This window comes from Massiliimalia massiliensis (assembly GCF_900155615.1).
Classification (GTDB): domain Bacteria; phylum Bacillota; class Clostridia; order Oscillospirales; family Ruminococcaceae; genus Massiliimalia; species Massiliimalia massiliensis.
Map to the genome: position 1 here is coordinate 411,914 of NZ_FUHT01000004.1, position 20,756 is coordinate 432,669.

Consider the following 20,756-nt stretch of genomic DNA (forward strand, 5'->3'; position numbering starts at 1 on the left):
GATTGAGAGGTTTTTTTATTTTGTTTTGAGCTCGTAGCGTACAAAGGCAAGATGTACACTATCCGGCATCCAGGAATTCACGTTTAGGGAGCCCTGTCCGCCGAAAAATTTTAGGATGGCGCGGTCATTGGTACCATCGGGATTTACTGCGCGGATTTCCACGTGCTTGTTTGCAGGATGATCGCCAGCTGCTACCTCTTTGGGATCATAGGAGATATAGGCGACCGTTTTCTGGTCAGGAGAAATATGCGGGAACCAGTTGTTTCTGCCGTTGTCTGTCAGGCGGAAAACCGATGTTCCGTCTGGATTCATTCGGTAGCAGTCCATCAGCCCGTTCCGAACAGAATTAAAGTAAAGATAGTTCCCGTCGCTCGAATACTCCGGCCCATCGTTCAGCCCATGAGTGGCAGTCAGCCGTTTTTCACAGCCTCCATCAGCCGGGATGGTATAAATATCATATTCTGAATCTCGCTCGGCACAGTAGGCTAGTGTAGCTCCGTCCGGACTCCAGCCATGCAGATAGCTTGGAGCCATTGGTGTGATCAGACGGGGAGGTTGTTTTCCTGTAAGATCGATGATATAGATCCGGGATTGCCAGTCTTCCTGGGTCTGATGGGATACGGCGATTCTGGTTTTGTCCGGAGAAAGGACGTGGTCGTTATTGCAGTTGACGCAGTATCCGGTATTTACCTCGAACAGCGATTGGCTGGAAATCCGATAGGAAAAGATGTGTCCTCTGGAATTAAAGATAATTTCGTCCTCGGAACGGAAAGACGGCGCCTCGATCAGATAATCAAAGCGTTGGAGCGATGTTGTCTCTCCGGTATTGATATCCAGCAGCTCGAGTATGCTGATTACGTCACGGTCAAATATCCGCTTCAGATCCATCGCATTTTCGCCTGCAGTTTTCATATGATTGCCTCCTTCTGATCATCCATAATTTGATTAATTCCATCATACCAGAGTCAAGAAAAAATGAATATAGAAAATTTTAAATTTTTCCCTTGGATCATTTTAAAAAGAAGGCGCCGACTAAATATCAGCGCCTTCGGGAATGCTCTTTTTGGTACTTTCCTGGTGATACACCAGCATATTTTTTAAACTGACGATTAAAATAGCATGGGTCGGTATAGCCAAGGGAGGAAGCGATATTGTTGATCGTATTATCTGAATATTGGAGCTGCCGTTTTGCATCCTCCATTTTCAAGCGGATGATATATTCACTGATCGTTTCGCCGTATTTTTTGTGGAACAGGGTGGATAGATACTCCTTGTTGACAAAGAATTTATCTGCAATACTCTCTAAACGGATATTTTTGCGATAGCTATCCCCGATATAGGCATGAATTTCCTCCAAAGAGGTTTTTACAGATGCTTTCTCTTTCCGTCCCTGAACCTGCTTGTATACAGTGCGGTATAGCCCAGACAAGTGATCTATCATTCCGTCGACAGAAAGCGCCTTGCTGTCAGAGTCATAAGCGGTGGAATCAATCTGGCCGGGCGGATAGTTTCCTTCAATGCAGTAATGCAGCAGGGCCTCGCTTCCCAGCTTATAGGCCAGCCTTGCGGTTTTTTCCGGCTGAGGATGTTCCCGAAGCATTTCTCGTATACTCTGGAGCTGGCGATTAATATGCGTCTCGCTTCCGTGATTCAGCATAGAACACAAAGCGTCTACCTGTTTGAGGATGGCCTGATAAGTTTGCAGATCAATCTGTATACTGGGAGACTGATAACCCACTACTACCTGCTGTGCCTCCTGTATTTCCTCGGCACAGCTTTTTACTGCGGCATTGAGCTTTTCCGGATCGACGGGCTTGAGAAGATAATCATGGACGTTCGCCTTGATCGCTGCGTGGGTATAAGGAAAATCATAATAGCCGCTGATGACAATGGTTTTAATACTGAGCTGGCAGTCGATCAGATACTGAAGGAGGGAAATTCCATCCATCAGAGGCATATTCATATCAGTGATGATGATATCCGGACAGTTCGCAGACTGAATGTAGTTCATTGCCTCCACACCGTTTTCCGCTTCCCCAATTAGGCAGATATCATATTTTTCAAAATCCAGAAATGCCTTAATAATTTTAATGGATGCAATTTCATCATCAACAATCAGTAATTTTATCATTTGATTTTCCATCTCCATTCTTAGCTGGTAATGAAAGCGTAACTCTGGTTCCGCCCGATTCCGGGCTTAGGATACGCAGGCCGTAGGAATCGCCGTATAATATTTTTATCCGGATATTGACATTTTGCAGGCCAATACTGGTTGTAATGTTAAATGGGTCATTGATATTTTCGTGCATTAGTGCTTCCTGAAGCTGTTCGATCTGTTCGCGGCTGATCCCAATCCCGTTATCAACGACAGAAACCTCATAACGGTCTCCAAACCGATGAGATGTTACCGAAATCCGCCAGCCGGATTTCATGTGGGAAAAGGAATGGACAAAGCAGTTTTCCATGAGCGGCTGGAGAGCCATTTTCGGGATTTCCAGAGCTTCTGTGCTCGGATCGATCTCTGTTACATACTGAAATTTATTGGGAAACCGAGCCTGCTGGATTTTAATATAGTCGTCGAGGTATTTCAATTCATCCCGCAGCATAACGATATTCCCCTTGAATTTTAAGCAATAGTAGAACATCCCGGAGAAGGAGCGGATCAGATCATAAACATCCATCATGCCGTGCTCCACTGCAATTCCGCCGATCATCTGCAGGGTATTATTGACAAAGTGCGGGTTGATTTGGAGCTGCATGGCCTTAAGCTGCGCTTCCTGGGCACTGAGAACAGCCCGGTACTGGGTGTCAATCATATCATTAAAGCGCATAATCATCTCGTTATATTTTTCTTCCAGCATTCCCACCTCGTCCTTCCTGCCGGAGAGTAAAACAGGTTTCAGGGAATCCAGGTCGGAATCCTCCATTTCTTCTGCCAAGACGTGGATAGGCCGGAGGAATTTTCGAATCATCAGCACTGAGACAAGGATACTTCCAGCAAGGCATAATACAGCGATGATTAAGCCGATATAAAAGGGATAAATAACAGAAAGCTTATGAATGCTGGTTGGGAATACGCCGACAATATATAAATTTGACTGTGAAATCTTTTGGCAATAGGTTATTTTTCCGCCGATATTTTCGAAGCTGGGAGTATAGGAAAGCGCGGAAAAATCAATGTTAGGGTCAACCTGTTCCGATGTAGAACACAGAATCCTGCCTTGATCAGTGACGCAATAAAATTCTCCGATGGAGCTGTGACAAAGCGAAAAGGCAGAATCAAGATAGGACAGCCGCAGCTTTACCATGCAGTAGCCAAGACACTGAAAGTCGGTCGTACTGCGGATTACTTTCACACAGGAAAGGGATTCGGAAGAACCCAAAGGATAGTGAAGCACAGCGTAATCATAGGTGCCGTTAACATCTCTGTACCAATCTGAATGAATGACGTCGTCATATTTGGCGCGTCCCTTGGTTTCGCTGTAGGCACTGTACAGGGACTTCTGGGCATTGCTGCTGATGTAAGCATTCGAATAAACTGAATAGTTATAGCAGAAGTTGACCAGGTTGTCCTGCAGCTGCGTCTGCTCGGCGTTGGAAAGGTGCTCCACAGCAATTATTTTTTCAATATCATTAGATTCCGCAAAAACGGTTAGGTTTTCATAGATGGTATTGAAGGAGGAATTGATGTATTCTGTGATAAAATCGACATTTTGTTTGGTGGAATTTTTAGCTTCCTGAATCACAAGATAGCGGTAGGCGGAATAGGAGGCAACCAGCGTGATTGTCAGTGGGACAATAATGCATAACAGGACGATGGCTACTACTTTGGCAGAAAAGTTCATTTTAATTCGTTGAAACAAATCGCTTCACCCCGCAAGAATTAGTACACATTTTCGTTCGATATTAACATAGCCTGTTTGCCCGTTTTTACGGGCTTTTTTTATTGCTTTTTGACAGCAAGAAAATGTGTACATTTTCGACACAAATTGAGACAATATAACAATAAACTCATTGAAAATTATGTGATTTTTTGTTATCATATACTTATAGTTTAGCAAATCGCGGGGGAAAGTCAATGAAAAATTTTAGAAAAACCGTTTTGAGGTTTCAGAAATGCAGTGCTACCTTGCTCATTTCTGCCTTTTTCCTGACAACAATCAGCTGCGGCACAAAGACAAATGACGTTCAGCCGGCTAATCCTGCCGGCCCGGATGCGGCCAAGATCCAACTGGAATTCTGGGAGGCAGAGTGGAGCCAGAAATTCGAATACCGGACTGCGGTAGAACAGCTAGTGAGCAGATATAACAGTGAAAACAAGCTCAATGTACAGGTGAATCCGACGATGATTTCCTGGGACGGGTATTATGAATATTATCTGCAGAGCGTGGCTGCCGGGGATGAACCGGATCTTTGCTCCAGCGCCATGCCGCAGGCGATTCAGTATGCCAGTAAGGGCTATGCGCTGGATCTTACCCCGATTCTCGATGAATGGAGGACAGAGGAAAGCTCTATTTTGGAGGAGATCGATCAGGAATATTTCGATTACTTTACCTACCATGACAAGCTGGTTGGCCTTCCGTTTGGAATGGACTTTAAAACGGTTGTTTATCGGAAAGATTTTTTCGAGGACGCGGGGATCACCGAGATACCCGGAACGCTTTCTGATTTAACCGACACTTTGTATATTTTACAGAAACGATATCCTGACAAAGTCCCGTTTTTAGCCAATACCGAGACAAATGCGGATTATGTAAAGCTGACTACCTTTTTCATTGAGGCGAGCGGTGGTGTGGCTGTAACAAATAAATATCAATCGGGCTTGGATTCCAGCCTGAACCGAGATGCGCTGGCTTATCTCAGTCAATGGGTACAGGATGAACTGATTGGTTCCGTCGGGACGGACGAAGAAAATCAGAAGGCGTTCCTCAATGACAAGGCCTGCATGTTTTTATGCGAAGTGAACCTAAACCTGTATCTGACGGACATGTACGCATTATGCGGTACCATTGTCAATATTGCTGGCAACAACAATATGTACGGCCATACAGCCAATGCGCCGCAGGCTTATCACGGGTTCAGCACAACGGAGTATCCGGAAGAAACCAGGAACTTTCTCAAATGGCTGATTGAGAACAACGAACCGCTGTTTAACCGCGGGTCAACCGGGGCTCTGCTGCCGATCCGTTCCTCCTATCTGGAAAAAGTTCTGGAGGACGATGAGGAATTGAAGCAGGCGGTTGATAGGATACAGGAACACGGAAGGATTTATACCTATCCCTTTGCAACACTGCATACCTTTGATTCTTACTTGGACAGTGAAATTCTCTGGACGATTTCCAAACAAATTATGGAGGGCGGAGATGTCATCGAGGTGCTTTCCAAGGCGGACAAGGCGCTCCAGAAAATTATGGATCAGTATCAGGAGCCATAGCAACTGAAAATCATCCCTGCGGTAAGCAGGGGTGATTTTTTTGCACTTTTTTCTAATTCATGAAGGCGTTTTATAAAATTGTCCAAAAATTACCCAAAATTAAATCCATTTACCAGCGTATTTACGAATGATATACTAAAGCCATGCTAAAAAACATCCAAATTCGATTAAAATTGGAGGGAACACTATGAAAAAATTATTCGCTTTGCTGTTGGCACAGGTCATGGTATTAGGCATGGCATCCTGTGGCGAAAAAGCTGGCGGCGGCACTTCCAGTACCGGAAATGCAGCTTCCAATGTAGCGGCGGGTGAAGGACCAACCGTGACGATCTGGGAATGCAACTGGGGCGGCGACGCTTATGAGGGAGCGTTGAAGAAGCAGGCGCAGCGGGCAACAGACGAAAACATTGACGGAAAAGGAATTAAAGTTGAAACTTCGATGGTGGCGTGGGACAACTACTATGACACCTTCCTGACTGCGGTCGTGTCTAAGACAGCGCCGGATATTGCCTGTGAAGCCTCGACCGGTTGTATCCAGTACGCCGACATGGGTGAAGCGCTGGATTTGATGCCGATTTATGACGCTTGGGTAGCGGAAGGCAGTCCGATTGTCGATGAGGTTGGCCAAGCAGCATTTGATTTTGAAACCTTTAATGGGGAACTGATCGGTCTTCCGTTTTCAAAAGACGGCACCGGCCTGTTCTACAACAAAGAATTATTTGAGGGCGCGGGGATTACCGAACTGCCGACAACCTGGGATGAATTTATGGAAGTCTGCGATAAGCTGCTTGCCAAATATCCGGAGGTAGTGCCGTTTGCCTTTGCAGGCTCTGACTTTGCGAGTCTTACCAACGTCAACGACCTGTTCATGATGTCGAATGGAGCTTCTATTCTGACAAAGGATCTTGAACCAAATTTACAGAGTGATAAATATACGGAAATCATGGGCATTATCAAGGAAATGTATGACAAAGGGTATATCGGCAGAGCGGTTATCAGCTATACTGGCGACGACATCAAACGGATGATGAATACCGGCGAGACGGCGGTCATTCTAACTAACGCGCCGACCTGGGTTGCAGAGGACATGCAGGATAAAATCGGTGTTATGAATCCGGTTAAAGGCCCATCCGTTGAAGAACCCTACATAGCGTCTGCATTCCAGGCTTATCATGCATTTAACCAAACCGAAAATCCGGAAGAAACATTGGCTGTACTGAAATGGTGGTATGAGAATAATGACATCCTGTATACGGAAGGCGGCAACGGATGCATCCCGATTCGTGCTTCCCAGCAGGAAAAGGTAATGACCAGTGAATTAGTCCGTGAATATGCGAATGTTTGGCTGAACGCGGAAAATTCTTATCCGAATATTTATCCGGTTCAGAGCTTCTATCCGTTCCATACTACAATGGATGCGGAAGGAACCGGCGCGAAACCGTTGAATGCTTTGCTGGCCGGAGACGACTATCAGGCTACCATCGATCAGGTATGCGATGAAATCAGTGAAATCATTGAGGATGCTGGTTATTAACAGACAGAGCTTGTGTGCAGGCCGATGGACTTCGGTCTGCACACAATAATAAAGGAGGGATGCCGTAATGTTGCGTCCGCGAAGTAAACTGGAAAGCAATCGCCTGGGCGTTGCCATGATCATGCCAGCTTTGATTTTAATGCTTCTTTTGCTTATTTATCCGTTAATTCAGGGGATTTCTTATTCCTTTACAAGCTATCGGTTTAACCGGCCGAATGCAACTGCCTTTATCGGCTTTTCCAATTATGTGGATATCATTACTTCTGATCATAAATTTTACTCAACCCTGGGATTTACCTTTTTAAACGCTCTTGGCGCTGTACTGATTTCGTATGCAGCCGGGTTTGCAATCGCGTTGCTGCTCAATAAAAAGCTGCATGGGCGCGGGCTTTTCAGGGCGGTTATCCTGCTGCCATGGGTAATTTCCAGCTCGGTGACTGCGACAAACTGGCAATGGATGTTAAACGACCGGCATGGCATCGTGAATGCCTTTTTAGAAAAAATCGGGGCTGTTGAGGATCCGGTGCTTTTCCTTGCCAATCCAACACTTGCAAAATTCACCGTAATTATTGTGGGGGCGTGGAAATGCCTGCCCTTTATGACGGTTGTTATATTAGCCGGACTGCAGTCCATATCCCCGGATTTGTATGAGGCTGCTTCCATTGACGGAGCCGGATTTTGGCGTTCATTAAAAAACATTACGCTGCCGGGAATTCGGGGTGTCACTACTATGTGTACGACCCTGCAGTTTATCTGGAATTTCAATAATTTTGAAAACATTTACCTGCTGACCTCCGGCGGCCCGAACGAGTCTACCTTTACCCTGCCGATTTATATTTATTTTACTGCGTTTGCAAGAAATAAAATTGCGTATGCCTCGGCTATGGCAGTGTTGGTAATGGTCATTATGATGGTCTTTGCTCTGATCCGTTTCAGGCTTCAGCGCAATGCAGAAGAGTGAGGAAGGTGTAATTATGCAAACAAGATCTTCGGGGCTTCTTTCTCGCAGGGCTAAGCACCGGATTGGAAAACTATTTGCCTATCTGGCGCTGTTCATCATTATTTTTGTGGTCGACCTTCCGCTGATTTCCATGGTTGGAACGGCGTTTAAAAATCAGGATGCGGTATTAAGCACGACCTCCCTTTTCCCGCAATTGGGAGATTGGGCGCTGCAAAACTTTATTGATGTGTTCCAGAAAACATCTTTTGGCATGAACATTGTCAATAGTGCGATTGTGTCCATCCTTGCAACCGTATTTTGTGTTATTATCGCAGCCATGGCCGGATATGGGCTGTCCCGTTTTCGGGGAAAGTTTTTTACTGGATATTCTGTTTTGCTTTTGCTAATGCAGATGTTCCCGCTGATGCTGCTGTTGATTCCGATGTTTATGCTCTATTCATCCTATGGTATGGTGAATAATCTGTCGTCGCTTGTGATCTATTATACTGCCAGTAACCTGGCGTTTAATATCATGATGATCCGCAGTTTTTTTGATTCCCTGCCGAGGGAGTTGGAAGAGGCGGCAAAGGTAGACGGGTGTTCCGGCTTTGTGGCCTTCCTCAGAATTATCTTCCCGATTTCTTTGCCGGGATTAATTACAGTCAGCATCTTGACGTTCCTAAACTCATGGAACGAATACACCTTTGCAAGCCTTTTGCTTCGCAAGCCGGATATTCAAACTCTGACGGTTGGTCTTACGAAGTTTGTGCAGCAATCGGATACCAACTGGGGATATCTTATGGCGGCTTCTACAATTGCAGTTCTGCCGGCACTGCTGTTTTTAGCCTTTGCGCAGAAATATCTGGTACAGGGACTCACGGCGGGAGCCGTAAAAGGATAAATGCTATTGGAAGAAGGGAGAATACATATGAACTTTTCGGTCTGTGTAGATGCAGTGTATTACGGACATGATTTTTATGAATCAGTACAGGAAATTGCAGAAAATGGAATAAGCAATATCGAATTCTGGACCTGGTGGGATAAGGATCTGAAACGCTTGCTGGAATTGAAGGAAAAATATCATTTGAATATTGTTGCCTTCTGTACAAAATTTTATAGCCTGGTCAATCCCGATGAGAGGGAAGACTATTTGAACGCATTTGCTCAAACAGTGGAGGTGGCAAGGCAGCTTGGATGCAGGCAGATTATTACCAAGCCGGGCGACTCTACACGGGAGTCGTTTGAGGTACAATACCAGAATATGCTGGAAACGCTCAGAGCGGCTCTTAAGATTGCGGAGAGAAACGATATCACCATCCTCTTAGAGCCGGTTAATTCGACGCTGGAGGCGCCCAATACCTTCCTTGACAATTCTGCGCTCGGCTTTCGTATTGTAGATGAGCTGAACAGCGAGCACTGTAAACTGCTGTATGATATCTATCATATGCAGATTGACGAAGGAGATATCCTGCGGAGGGTTTCAGGAAATATTGCCAAGATCGGACATTTCCATGCGGCTGGAATCACAGACCGTCATGAACTGGAGGACGGGGAAATTAATTACCCGTATCTGTTTGATCAGATAGAAAAACTGGGTTATAAACGGTATACCGGGCTGGAATATTTTCCAATAGAAGCTCCGATTAAGGGGCTGAGGGCGGTAATCTGCCAAAAATAAAGAGGGTGATCGAGTTTGAAAAAGATAAAAACAGCCGTCATCGGCTGTGGTGTTGTAAGCGAAGTATATATGACCAATCTGAAAAGCCGGTTTCGCGTGATTGATCTTGTTGCTTGCTCTGACCTGGATACTGCCAGGATGAAGGAGCGGGCGGAGCAATTCCAAATTAAGGCTATGACGTCGGAAGAAATCTTCGCCGATCCAGAGATCGAGCTGGTAGTAAACCTTACTAATCCGATAGCGCATTATGCTGTGACCAAGGCGGCGCTTTTAGCCGGGAAACATGTCTATTCTGAAAAAATGCTTGCAGTAACGCTGAAACAGGCTGAAGAACTTTGTGAGCTGGCTGATTCCAAGCATCTGCGGCTGGGTGTGGCGCCGGATACCTTCTTAGGGGCAACAGTTCAAACCGCCATCGAGATGATCCAAAGAGGCATGATTGGGAAGCCGCTGTCTTTTGTCGCTTCTGTGACCAGGGACTTTGGAATTACCAGTGAAGTTCTGCCGCATTTGAGAAAACTAGGCGCCGGGATATTGTTTGATGTTGGCTGTTACTATATGACTGCACTTGCGAGTATTTTCGGGCCGGCCGAGAAGGTGTTTTCCTTTGCAGGCATTCATGAGCCGGTCAGGAGAGACCGCCGGATATCAAACCATACCTACGGGGAGCAGTATCAGGTAGAAACGGAAAATGTCATTTCAGCAAATATCCGATATCGAAATGGTGTGATGGGGACGTTTCACCTGAATTCGGATACGGTGTTTGACGAAACCAGAATCTTGAAAATTTATGGGACAGAAGGGATTTTATCCATTGGAGATCCGAATGTGTTTGCAAGCAGCTTGATTTTGGAGACGCCCTTTAATGCGATGACGGAGCTGCCGCTGCTCCATGGCTTTCAGAATGAATGCCGGGGCGTCGCAGTGGCGGAAATGGCATGGGCGATTCTGGAACAGCGGCCGCATCGTGCCTCCAAAGAAATGGGATACCACTTGCTGGAAATGCTGGAGGGGATGCTGTTGAGCAACCAGTCGGATACTGCTTATCTTTTGCAGTCTGATTTTGATACGCCGGCTCCGCTGCCCTGCGGATATGTTGGTAAACCAGAATACGGAATTTGGGCCCCAACCGAGGAAACGGCGCTTGTCTAATATTCCGAAGGTCCGGGCGGTTCAATAATAAATTTATCATAAGGAGTGTAAGGAATGAATAAACCGACTATTGATGTAAAAGGATTATGCCACTTTGTCATTATTGTCAACGACATACATAAGGCGACAAAGGAGTGGGCGCGTATCCTGGGGATTGATGAAAAGGAAATGAACCTTAGGGTTCGTGGAAACAATCTAAAACAAATGAAAGAAGGACAAAAAAAGGATCCCCGCAATCGTTACCGGGACGACTATAATTTTGGGGATGGAGAAGAATACGAATGGCTTGAATCAGATATTCCAATGGGGGATTGGATGATTGAATTGATTCAGCCGGGAAAAAAGGGACCGTTCCGGGAGTACTATGACAAACATGGGACGGGAATCCACCATATTGCGTTTCGGGTCGGGGACAAGTGCGACGCGCTAAATGATATGCTTGAGGAAGATGGTTATGAATATATCGTTGACACTTATGCGCCGAATAATGACCGATGGTCGGTATTGGACACCGAAGATGTGCTTGGCACGAACCTGTGCATTAAGCCAGGCCTTGAATTCTTAACAGACATTCACTAGGCAATAGGTGATGGGGGTTTATATGGAAAAATTAAGCTTTAATTCTACGATTATGCTGCGCAACGGAGTAAAAATGCCTCGGTTGGGATACGGATCTGCAGAAATCGCTCCGACTGTGACCGAACAGACAAAAATTATCCGGGACGCGATCGATGTCGGATACCGTTTGATTGATACGGCAAATATCTATCATACGGAACGTGCGGTAGGAAAGGCGATTAAGGAATCCGGGATTTCCAGAGACGAGTTTTTTGTCAGCACAAAAATTTGGAATACTGATGCACGGAAGGGCCGAAAAGAGGTCATTAAGGATTTTGAAGAGAGCCTGCGCAGACTGGATATGGAATATGTTGACCTGTTGTTTGTCCACTGGCCGGTTCAAGGACAATTGCTGGAAACCTGGGAAGTGATGCAGGACATTTATTATTCCGGCAGAGCTCGCGCCTTGGGATTAACCAACGTGAGAAGGCATCACTATCTGGATGTGATGAAGAATTGTGACCTTTATCCTCATGTTCAGCAGGATTCCTACAATCCGCTTTGCCGCAATCTCTACAATAAGATTTTCTGTGACAACCACAATATTGTCTATGAAGCATTTTTGCCGATTGTGCGCGGTGCGGTTAACGATATCCCAGAACTGAAAGAGATTGCTGAAAAACATAATAAATCTGTGATTCAGGTTGTTCTGCGCTGGGATTTGCAGAGTGGCGTATGCACTATCCCGAGAACGGCAAATAAGGAGCATATGATCAGCAACGCAGATATCTTTGACTTTGCGTTATCCGATGAAGAAATGAAAAAAATTAATGCTCTGAACGTAGAACAGGATAGCAACTGGGATACTGAAAACTTCAATTTCTAATAAGTTATGGAGGTCAACTATGAATAATTTATCCCCTGCTTCTGCCATCACCCTTGCGAACGGTGTCAAAATCCCGGTGCTGGGATTCAGCATTGAAGAGATAGCAAAAAAATCATATAATATCAGAACTCAGACAGAATTGATCCTGGAAGCAATCCAAGCAGGCTTTCGCTATTTTGACACAGCAGAAGACCATGGCGGGCTTCGCGCACTGGGCAGAGCAATCAAAATGAGCGGAATTCCGCGGGAAGAATTTTTCATCTCGTCCAAAATGCGATTGGATGAAATGGTAGACGGAAGGTTTAACCAGGCGATTGATGAGACCCTATTGCAGCTTGAAATGGATTATCTAGACCTTTACTGCATCCATTGGCCAGGATATCTCGCGACAGATTGGCCGAAGAAAATTGCGTTTATCGACGCTTACTGCGGACGGGAAATCAAAAAAACTGACAATGGTGATACCGATGGCCTGATCCAGTTTTACCAAAAAGGGCTGGCGCGTGCGGTAGGGGTCTGCAATCTGGAAATCCATCATATGGAAGAACTGCTGGGCAGTCCCAAATGCACTGTAAAGCCCATGATTAACCAAAGTCATTTTCATCCGCTGCACGCCTGTACAGAATTGCGCGAATATTGCGAAAAACAGGAGATTGCATTCGGCGGGCTGTTTGAAGAAAATGAGCTTTATGTTCAGACCAAGCCGAGAATGTGTACGGATGTAAACCGGTTCGGCTTGCTGTATCAGACAGACGAGGACCATATCAAGGCAAACTATGCGGTGCGAATTGATCCGAAACGCCGTTCCTCAGAGTTTACCCAGAATCCGAATGACCTGAGTAAAAATCCGAGAAGAGAGAAAGGATTTTTCGACGATTGCGAAGGGATTACCAAGATTGCCCGGAAATACGGCAAAACTAACGGCCAGGTAGTGAGCCGCTGGTCTATGCAGCATGGTGTTGTTACTACAGTAAAGGCATTTTTGCCGGATCAAATCAGGTCTGAGTACAATGTATTTGATTTTGTATTATCGGATGAAGATATGCGTATCATTGACGGTTTCAACATCGGTATGAGATTCGGATACCATCCGGATTATATCGACTTTTAATCTTTTTCCTCACAAAAAACAAACCACGGATGTTCTGTGAACTGATTCACAGGCATACGTGGTTTGTTTTTTTATATAGTTTGTACACTGATAAAAATTTTCGCGGAATGATTGACATCTAATTCAGTGGCATTTATAATTGTCTGGATAGGAATCGAGGTGTTGGAATCATGGAAAACCGGAAAGGAACAAATAAGATGATGATTGAAAAATTTCCACATATGCTGCATGGCGGGGACTATAATCCGGATCAATGGCTGGACCGTCCGGATATCCTGGAAAAAGATATTGAGCTCATGAAAAAGGCAAGGGTTAACTGCGTATCCCTTGCAATCTTTGCGTGGGCTGCCCTGGAGCCGGAAGAAGGCGTCTACCGGCTGGAATGGCTGGGAAAGATCATCGACAGCCTATATCAAGCCGGGATTTATACCATCCTGGCGACGCCGTCCGGCGCGATGCCGCGCTGGCTTACCGCAAAATATGAGGAAGTGATGATGGTTGGAGCTAACCGTGTCCGCAATCTTCCCGGCGGGAGGCACAATTTTTGTCCTACCTCGCCTGTGATGCGGAAAAAGCTTAACGCCCTGAATGCTCGGCTGGCAGAAGCTTTTTCCGGTCATCCGGGAGTGATCCTCTGGCATATCTCCAATGAACTCGGCGGAAACGACACACATGGGGAATGCCACTGCCCGCTTTGCCAGCAGGCATTCCGAGACTGGCTGAAAAAGAAATATCAAACCCTGGATGCGCTCAACCATGCGTGGTGGGCAAATTTCTGGAGTCATACCTATACCGCATGGGAGCAGATTGAAAGCCCGGCTCCTCATGGAGAGAACGGCATCCATGGCCTGAATCTGGACTGGAAACGTTTTTGTACCGAACAGATGATGGATTTCTGCGAGCAGGAAATCCGGACGGTTCAGAAGCACGGGGAAAAGCTTCCGGTCACTGTCAATATGATGACCTTTTTTAAAGACCTTGACTACTTTAAGTTTGCAAAGCTGGTGGACGTGATCTCCTGGGACAGCTATCCGAACTGGCATGCTCAGCCGGATGAGCTCAAGGCAGCGACTGAGACGGCGTTTATGCACGATCTGATGCGGAGCTTGAAAAAAGCGCCGTTCCTTCTGATGGAAAGTACGCCCTCGATTACCAACTGGAAGCCTGTCAATACTCAAAAACGTCCGGGGATGCACCTGCTGGCCTCCCTGCAGGCTGTGGCGCATGGCTCAAACAGCGTACAGTATTTCCAGATAAGGAAGGGAAGAGGCTCCTTTGAAAAATTCCACGGCGCTCTGATCGGGCACCAGAATACGGAAAACCAACGGACATTCCGGGAGGTAACAGAGGTCGGGACTGTTTTGAATCAAATCTCAGATCAGATTTATCCGACTGTGAACCAATCTGAAGTGGCGATTGTTTTTGACTGGGAAAACTGGTGGGCGGTAGAGGATGCTAAGGGGCCGATTGTTCCGATGGATTACGCAGGGCATGTCATGAAGCATTACCGTCCGTTCTGGAAGATGGGAATCAGCACGGATATCATTAACATGGACCGGGAGCTCTCCGGCTATCGGATGGTGATCGCGCCAATGGCTTATCTGCTGAAGGAAAGATTTGCGGAGCAGGTGCGTGAATTTGTCCGCCGGGGAGGGATTTTTGTCACTACCTACTGGAGTGGGGTTGTGGACGAAACAGACCTCTGCTTTATGAACGGATATCCAGGATTGATTGCTGATGTGCTCGGGATTTCGGAAGAAGAAATTGACGCTGTACAGCCGCATCGGGAGAACTTTGTATCCTATCGTGGGAGTTCTTACCGGGTGGGAGCGCTGCGGGATATTGTACATCCTGTAACCGCCGTTTCCCTGGCAGAATATGAAGCTGACTATTATCAGGGAACGCCCGCTTTGACCGTCAATGAATTCGGAGAGGGAAAAGCCTACTATGTCTGTTCGGAAAATGAGGACGCCTTCTTTGAGGCGTTTTACCATGATCTGGCTGACGAGGAGGAGCTTGCCGGAAATTGGCCGGAAGAACTGCCGCAGGGGGTGACAGTAAGCAAACGTTCCGGCGAAGAGTCTTATTTATTTGTCCAAAATTTTAACGAAGCGGAGATTCCGTTTAACCTGCCGAAAGAATACTGTACCATTACCGGCGAGACGCTTAGCGGAACGATTCTTCTAAATCCATTTGAATGCCTGATTTTGGTTGAAGCCTGATTGAGGTGATTGTATTCGCGGCTTTCAGATCACATCATAATGTGCTTTTGGAGGAGTAAAATGGACATTATCATAAGAGAAGCCAGAGCTTCAGATTATCAGGACATTGCTTTGATTAGTAAACTGGATTTGGGTTATGAATATCCGGCTGAACTAGTGCAGGTAAAGCTGGAAAAAGTGTTGCGAAGCGGCAGGGAGAAAGTGTTTGTAGCCATAGCGGACGGAAAAACAGCAGGATATATTCATGCAGAGGATTACGATTTGCTTTACTATCCGCAGATGAAAAATATTCTGGGACTGGCTGTGTTATTGGAATTCCGGAATCATGGGATTGGGACGAGACTTTTGCATGAGGTGGAAAATTGGGCGCTGGAGAGCGGCGCCTACGCGGTCAGGCTGAATTCCGGGATGTCAAGGAAGGCAGCGCATCAGTTTTACCGTAATCGGGGATACGCTTTGGAAAAAGAGCAGCTCCGTTTTATCAAGGAATTGGAGCAGGAAATATAGCAACAAACAGAGGCCGTGGGTTTTATCCTGCGGCCGCTTTATTATGATCCGTTTTGAAAATTCGTATGAATGACGGTGATTTTGCTGTTTGTACCGATCCGCATGCCCGCCGATTCCGGAGGGAACAATCGGGTGCATTTTTCCTTTTTTCAGATAACCGTAGGGATTCTCCCAGAAGAACCGGACAATCATGTTTCCGGGGAAAAGCTGTCCGTCATGCGTATGACCGGAAAGATCGGGATCTACTCCGCAATAGTCCGGTTCTTCTAGCTGTTATAGCATGACGTGCGCGTTTAAAGCCGATGATTTTCTTAAGCTGTCGGTTGAATATTCTTAGCTTTCCGAAAATATTTGAGTGAATCAGAAGAAATTTGATTATTCTTGATCGGCGATATATAGTATACTGAAAGCAGCTTCCAAGCATGAAAAGGAAAGGGGAAGATAAGATGAGATGGTTTAAAAAACCGATAATCCCAATCAAAACAGCGCTGTCGGTATCATATGTTGCAGTTTTCCTGTTGTTCTTCGCGGTGGTTGGCTCCATCATGTTCTATACGAGCGAAAGGATGGTAACTGATAATACCAAGCAACTGGCGCACCAGGAGGTGGAGGAGGTACAGCAGACCATGAATACCTATTTATCCGAAATGAAAACACTTGCTTCCTCGCTCGCCTATAATCCAAATATTTTGGAATATGTCAAAACAGTGTCCGATATGGAAGGCGGTGAAGTAAACTGGAAGCAGCAGCTAAACCGTGTCATCACCGGTTCCCTCATGAAGGAGAAGGGAATGCATTCTATTGGCGTGTTCCCGATCGGAGAAAGCGAGGGGATATACTTTGGGGATACTTCGATGCAAAGCGTCTATCAAACCGAAAAGATGTATCCGCAGTATGACATCCTGGAGACAACTGGAGGTGAATGCATCTGGATTCCAAAATTTCCGCTCAAATACAGCACCCATCAGCTCACCTCCCTGCAATACCGGATTGTGGATGTGAATACCTTTCAGGAGCTGGGCGTTTTGGTGGTCAACCTCAAAACACTATACCTCAATAATATTCTCTCGAAATACGGCATGGCGGGACATCTTTGCCTGGTAGACGAAACCGGGAATGTCATTGCGCAGAACAAAAGCGGAGAATCGCCCGTTGATGAGATTGTTGGAGAGCTTTATCAGAGCGATGCCAATGATATGGTACGGACAATTGACGGAGTGAAATATGTTGTTTCCTTTGATACGCTTTCTGTCACAAACTGGAAGATGGTCGGGCTGATTCCGATCCAGTCTTTGCAGGATAATGTCCGGCATGGACAGATGCTGATGACATTATCCATGATTGTCGGCGCAGTCATTGTCATTACCCTGTCGCTTATTATTGCCTCGAAGATTTCTAAGCCAATCGCCAAGCTGACAGAGGGGATGAAGGCTGTCCAGAACGACCGGCTGGACATACGGATAGAGGATCACACATTTCTGGAAACAAAGTGGCTTAGCGAGGGATTTAATGGGATGCTTGACGATATCAATGAGCTGCTGATTAAATCCTATCAGCAGGAGCTGATGGAGCGGGACATCCGGCTGGAAGCCCTGCAGGCAAAAATCAGCCCGCATTTTCTCTACAACACCTTAGAGACGATCAATGCCCTTTTGATCCTGGACGAAAACTATGAGACAAGCAAGCTGGTGTCCAGCCTGGCGGATCTTTTGCGGTATTCGATCAGCGATTCAAACCGGATTGTGACGATTGAAACGGAGCTGGAATATATCAGGAATTATCTCTATATCCACAAGACGAGATTCGGAGACCAGTTTGAATATACCATCGAGGTCGAGGAGGAAGCGCGGCATGGAAGAATCATGAAAATGCTGATCCAGCCGATTGTAGAAAACGCGGTCATCCATGGGATTGAAAATAAAATCGGCGCCGGACGGGTAGAGATTCGGGCATGGACGGAAAATGAGAGCGTTCGGATTTCTGTATCTGATAACGGGGCGGGAATGTCACAGGAAAAAATTGAAGAGGTTTTGAAGGTGGATCAGAGCTGCGCTAAGCAAACAGAGCGCCGGATCGGAGTGCAGAATGTCCTGAGCCGGATCAGGCTTCATTACGGGCCGCCATATGGGCTGAGCATCCAAAGCAGGATCGGGGAGGGTACCACGGTCATGCTTACAGTACCTAAAACGGAACAGGAGGAGAAGCTTGAAAAATAGATTTTCGAATACAGCTTCGTGCTTTGACGGCAAAAATACCGCCGTCATTTTGGCTATGCTAAAACCGTACAATGCCCAAGAAAGGAATGGTCATAACAATGATTAAAATTATGCTGGTAGACGATGAATATCTGATTCGGGCAGGCTTGAAAAGTATTATCGAGAAGCTTTCGGATGACTACCAGGTGGTTGCGGAGGCTTCCAATGGCTATGAGGCGATGGAAAAGCTCTGTTATCAGCATCCGGATATTGTGATTCTGGATATCAAGATGCCGGAAATCAGCGGTATTGAGCTGGGACAATGGATTCGGGAGAATTACCGAGAGGTTTTTATCGTCTTTTTGACAGGCTATGCGGAGTTTTCCCTTGCGCAATCAGCTATCAAGCTGGGCGCGGTAGATTATATTCTGAAACCAACCCGTAAGGAACAGATTGAAGCGGTGCTGCAAAAGCTGAAAGAGCAGATTTACTCAGCGAAAAACCAGTCCGTATATGTCGACCTTTTGATCTGCAGGGAAAACCAGCTCTATCCGCAGCGGGAGCGCCTTCTGGAATATGGGCTCTCCATAGAGGAGGCCTGTCTGCCGGTAAAGGGGGTGACCTATCGCGCTGTGGAATATATCAACCGGCATTACGATGAAAACATTAACCTAAAGCATCTCAGTGAGCATCTGTTTATTAACCAGACTTATCTGAGCGAGCTGTTTAAAAAAGAGACTAAAATCCCGTTCGCCCTCTATGTGATGCTCACCCGGATTGAACATGCGCGGCTGCTAATCCAGAATAATCCTTTTCTGAAGGTATACGAGATTTCTAGGATGGTAGGGATTGAGGATCCGAAATATTTCAGTCAGATTTTCAGGAAGTATCTGGGCATGAAACCATCTGAATATCGGGAACATTTGGATTAATCTGAAATAAAACCCGATCAAAATTATTAATATTGGATAAAAAATAGTATTCATAATAAAAATAAAGAGTTAATATGCCAAAAATCTTGGAATAAATCCGAACTTTTTTCCCTAGATATCCGTTCAAAGTTACGTTACAATATAGACACAGATAAGACATCTGAAACGATAAGGAGGAAAAACAGATGAAAAACTTTAAAAAAGTATTAGCTTTATTGCTCTGTGCCGGAATGGCAGCCTCGGCCCTGGCAGGCTGCGGGGAAAAGAATAACGACACTTCCGGAGCCGCAGGCGGCAAAGACGGCGAAGCTGTCAAGCTGATCTGGTTTACGGAGCAGATGGACGATATTCAGCATGAGCGCTGGATGAAATATGTCGTCACTCCGTTTAACGAAGCGAACCCGGGCTATGAGGTCGAGATTTCTGCGACCGCCGACTATGAGCAGGTATTAAAGGTTCAGATGGCGGCAAAAAACGGGCCGGATATCTGCAACATGGGCGGGCCGACCATCACCAGCGAATATGTAAAGGGCGATAAGGTGCTGGATTTGACCGACTATGTGACAGAATCAGGTCTTGACAAGGTTATTTTCCAGTGGGCGCTCGATTCCTGCAAGGTGGACGGAAAGATCTATTCCATCCCGAATTCCTATGAGGCGTTGATGCTTTGGTACAATGTGGATATGTTCGAAGAAAACGGATGGGAGCCTCCGACAACCTATGAGGAGCTGGAAACCCTTTGCAACGCAATCCAGGATAAGGGCCTGATTCCAATCGCATTCGGTACCTCTGACTTTAAGGCGATTAACGAACAGTTTGTATCTGTCGCGTTTGCCGATTATGCCGGACGGGATAATGTGGTCAAGGCATTGAATGGTGAAATGAAATGGACTGACCCTGTTTTTAAGAGCTCGATTGACTGCCTGAATACCATGTGGCAAAACGGCTGGATCAATGATAAGAAATCCCACGCGATCAGCGATGAGGACAGCAATGCGCTGTTCTACTCACAGCAGGCTCCGATGAGAATGACCGGCACCTGGCAGCTCGGCACCTATGCAAACCAAATCCAGGATTTTGAATACAGCGCGGTTCCGTTCCCATCTCTGAGAGACGGCGTACCTCCGACCCTTCCGCTGGGCGCCGGCGGCGTCGTTGCCATTAATGCGAATACAAAATATCCGGATGTCTGCTGGAAATTTATCCAGTCCATGTTTGACAACAAGGAACTGCATGCCCAATCAGTTGCAGAAGGCGCGCAGACCCTGCCAATGGATATTCCGGAAGAGCTTTATCCTGAATCTATGAACCCGGTAGACAAGGAAATCATCGGGATGCTCGAAGAAACTCAAAAAGATCTTTCTGCTGCTGGGCATGTTATGTGGACCTACTGGCCTGCTGAAACAAGGCAGTATATGATGGATAATATTGAGAAAATCTATCTGGGCGAACTGACCAGCGATGAATATCTGGAAAAGACACAGGAAATTTTTGAAAAAGAGCTGGCTGACGGAAAGGTACCGGCAGTATCATAATACATAATGAACCGAAAAGCTGTATGCTGCCGATCAGGACAGGTCGCTGCAGCATACAGCTTCATCTTTGAA

Annotated in this window: 18 protein-coding genes; 15 read left to right on the forward strand and 3 right to left on the reverse strand. The window is 46.2% G+C overall.

Annotation, left to right across the window (positions count from 1 at the left end):
- Positions 1-15: 15 nt before the first annotated feature.
- From CZ360_RS10520 to CZ360_RS10530, 3 genes are all read right to left on the reverse strand, one after another.
- The gene (locus tag CZ360_RS10520) at positions 16-912 is read right to left on the reverse strand and encodes a TolB family protein (protein WP_077534159.1); all 897 of its coding nucleotides are present in this window, start codon (positions 910-912) and stop codon (positions 16-18) included.
- Between the two features lie 127 nt (positions 913-1,039).
- Positions 1,040-2,131 (reverse strand): response regulator, encoded by a 1,092-nt coding sequence (locus CZ360_RS10525; protein ID WP_159438242.1) that lies wholly within the window; start codon positions 2,129-2,131, stop codon positions 1,040-1,042.
- Positions 2,109-3,863 (reverse strand): cache domain-containing sensor histidine kinase, encoded by a 1,755-nt coding sequence (locus tag CZ360_RS10530; protein WP_143530224.1) that lies wholly within the window; start codon positions 3,861-3,863, stop codon positions 2,109-2,111. Before CZ360_RS10530 ends, CZ360_RS10525 begins: the two co-directional genes overlap by 23 nt.
- Before the next feature lie 215 nt (positions 3,864-4,078).
- Between CZ360_RS10530 and CZ360_RS10535 the strand changes: the two genes are divergently transcribed.
- The 15 genes from CZ360_RS10535 to CZ360_RS10605 all read left to right on the forward strand — a co-directional run bounded on the left by CZ360_RS10535 (position 4,079) and on the right by CZ360_RS10605 (position 20,684).
- Positions 4,079-5,434 (forward strand): ABC transporter substrate-binding protein, encoded by a 1,356-nt coding sequence (locus CZ360_RS10535; protein ID WP_077534162.1) that lies wholly within the window; start codon positions 4,079-4,081, stop codon positions 5,432-5,434.
- Positions 5,435-5,621: 187 nt separating this feature from the next.
- Positions 5,622-6,968: an ABC transporter substrate-binding protein gene (locus CZ360_RS10540; RefSeq protein WP_077534163.1), complete on the forward strand. Its 1,347-nt coding sequence runs from the start codon at positions 5,622-5,624 to the stop codon at positions 6,966-6,968.
- Between the two features lie 67 nt (positions 6,969-7,035).
- Positions 7,036-7,929 (forward strand): carbohydrate ABC transporter permease, encoded by an 894-nt coding sequence (locus tag CZ360_RS10545; RefSeq protein WP_143530225.1) that lies wholly within the window; start codon positions 7,036-7,038, stop codon positions 7,927-7,929.
- Between the two features lie 13 nt (positions 7,930-7,942).
- Positions 7,943-8,809 (forward strand): carbohydrate ABC transporter permease, encoded by an 867-nt coding sequence (locus CZ360_RS10550; protein ID WP_077534164.1) that lies wholly within the window; start codon positions 7,943-7,945, stop codon positions 8,807-8,809.
- 27 nt (positions 8,810-8,836) lie between these two features.
- Entirely contained in the window at positions 8,837-9,586 is a 750-nt protein-coding gene (locus CZ360_RS10555; RefSeq protein ID WP_159438244.1) for a TIM barrel protein, read from the forward strand.
- Between the two features lie 15 nt (positions 9,587-9,601).
- Positions 9,602-10,738, forward strand: a complete 1,137-nt coding sequence (locus CZ360_RS10560; RefSeq protein WP_077534166.1) for a Gfo/Idh/MocA family protein — start codon at positions 9,602-9,604, stop codon at positions 10,736-10,738.
- A 54-nt stretch (positions 10,739-10,792) separates the two neighbouring features.
- Entirely contained in the window at positions 10,793-11,317 is a 525-nt protein-coding gene (locus CZ360_RS10565) for a VOC family protein (RefSeq protein ID WP_077534167.1), read from the forward strand.
- 22 nt (positions 11,318-11,339) lie between these two features.
- A complete protein-coding gene (locus tag CZ360_RS10570) occupies positions 11,340-12,182 on the forward strand; it encodes an aldo/keto reductase (RefSeq protein WP_159438246.1) in 843 nt (280 codons plus the stop codon).
- Between the two features lie 19 nt (positions 12,183-12,201).
- Positions 12,202-13,293 carry an aldo/keto reductase family protein gene (locus tag CZ360_RS10575; protein WP_077534169.1) on the forward strand — a complete coding sequence of 364 codons (1,092 nt, stop codon included), beginning with the start codon at positions 12,202-12,204 and terminating at the stop codon, positions 13,291-13,293.
- Positions 13,294-13,490: 197 nt separating this feature from the next.
- Complete coding sequence (locus CZ360_RS10580) at positions 13,491-15,515, forward strand: beta-galactosidase (RefSeq protein ID WP_143530227.1); 2,025 nt, start codon at positions 13,491-13,493, stop codon at positions 15,513-15,515.
- 60 nt (positions 15,516-15,575) lie between these two features.
- The gene (locus CZ360_RS10585; RefSeq protein ID WP_077534170.1) at positions 15,576-16,022 is read left to right on the forward strand and encodes a GNAT family N-acetyltransferase; all 447 of its coding nucleotides are present in this window, start codon (positions 15,576-15,578) and stop codon (positions 16,020-16,022) included.
- A gap of 69 nt (positions 16,023-16,091) precedes the next feature.
- Positions 16,092-16,292 carry a hypothetical protein gene (locus CZ360_RS10590; RefSeq protein WP_077534171.1) on the forward strand — a complete coding sequence of 67 codons (201 nt, stop codon included), beginning with the start codon at positions 16,092-16,094 and terminating at the stop codon, positions 16,290-16,292.
- A 176-nt stretch (positions 16,293-16,468) separates the two neighbouring features.
- Entirely contained in the window at positions 16,469-18,238 is a 1,770-nt protein-coding gene (locus CZ360_RS10595) for a cache domain-containing sensor histidine kinase (RefSeq protein WP_159438248.1), read from the forward strand.
- 98 nt (positions 18,239-18,336) lie between these two features.
- A complete protein-coding gene (locus CZ360_RS10600) occupies positions 18,337-19,149 on the forward strand; it encodes a response regulator transcription factor (protein ID WP_159438249.1) in 813 nt (270 codons plus the stop codon).
- A 185-nt stretch (positions 19,150-19,334) separates the two neighbouring features.
- On the forward strand, positions 19,335-20,684 hold the full coding sequence (locus CZ360_RS10605) for an ABC transporter substrate-binding protein (RefSeq protein WP_077534174.1): 1,350 nt from the start codon (positions 19,335-19,337) through the stop codon (positions 20,682-20,684).
- Positions 20,685-20,756: the final 72 nt, after the last annotated feature.

Coding starts and splice junctions, on each gene's coding strand:
- CZ360_RS10520 (WP_077534159.1), bottom strand. CDS start 912: ATGAAAACTGCAGGCGAAAATGCGATGGATCTGAAGCGGATATTTGAC.
- CZ360_RS10525 (WP_159438242.1), bottom strand. CDS start 2,131: ATGATAAAATTACTGATTGTTGATGATGAAATTGCATCCATTAAAATT.
- CZ360_RS10535 (WP_077534162.1), top strand. CDS start 4,079: ATGAAAAATTTTAGAAAAACCGTTTTGAGGTTTCAGAAATGCAGTGCT.
- CZ360_RS10540 (WP_077534163.1), top strand. CDS start 5,622: ATGAAAAAATTATTCGCTTTGCTGTTGGCACAGGTCATGGTATTAGGC.
- CZ360_RS10545 (WP_143530225.1), top strand. CDS start 7,036: ATGTTGCGTCCGCGAAGTAAACTGGAAAGCAATCGCCTGGGCGTTGCC.
- CZ360_RS10550 (WP_077534164.1), top strand. CDS start 7,943: ATGCAAACAAGATCTTCGGGGCTTCTTTCTCGCAGGGCTAAGCACCGG.
- CZ360_RS10555 (WP_159438244.1), top strand. CDS start 8,837: ATGAACTTTTCGGTCTGTGTAGATGCAGTGTATTACGGACATGATTTT.
- CZ360_RS10565 (WP_077534167.1), top strand. CDS start 10,793: ATGAATAAACCGACTATTGATGTAAAAGGATTATGCCACTTTGTCATT.
- CZ360_RS10570 (WP_159438246.1), top strand. CDS start 11,340: ATGGAAAAATTAAGCTTTAATTCTACGATTATGCTGCGCAACGGAGTA.
- CZ360_RS10575 (WP_077534169.1), top strand. CDS start 12,202: ATGAATAATTTATCCCCTGCTTCTGCCATCACCCTTGCGAACGGTGTC.
- CZ360_RS10580 (WP_143530227.1), top strand. CDS start 13,491: ATGATGATTGAAAAATTTCCACATATGCTGCATGGCGGGGACTATAAT.
- CZ360_RS10585 (WP_077534170.1), top strand. CDS start 15,576: ATGGACATTATCATAAGAGAAGCCAGAGCTTCAGATTATCAGGACATT.
- CZ360_RS10590 (WP_077534171.1), top strand. CDS start 16,092: ATGACGGTGATTTTGCTGTTTGTACCGATCCGCATGCCCGCCGATTCC.
- CZ360_RS10595 (WP_159438248.1), top strand. CDS start 16,469: ATGAGATGGTTTAAAAAACCGATAATCCCAATCAAAACAGCGCTGTCG.
- CZ360_RS10600 (WP_159438249.1), top strand. CDS start 18,337: ATGATTAAAATTATGCTGGTAGACGATGAATATCTGATTCGGGCAGGC.
- CZ360_RS10605 (WP_077534174.1), top strand. CDS start 19,335: ATGAAAAACTTTAAAAAAGTATTAGCTTTATTGCTCTGTGCCGGAATG.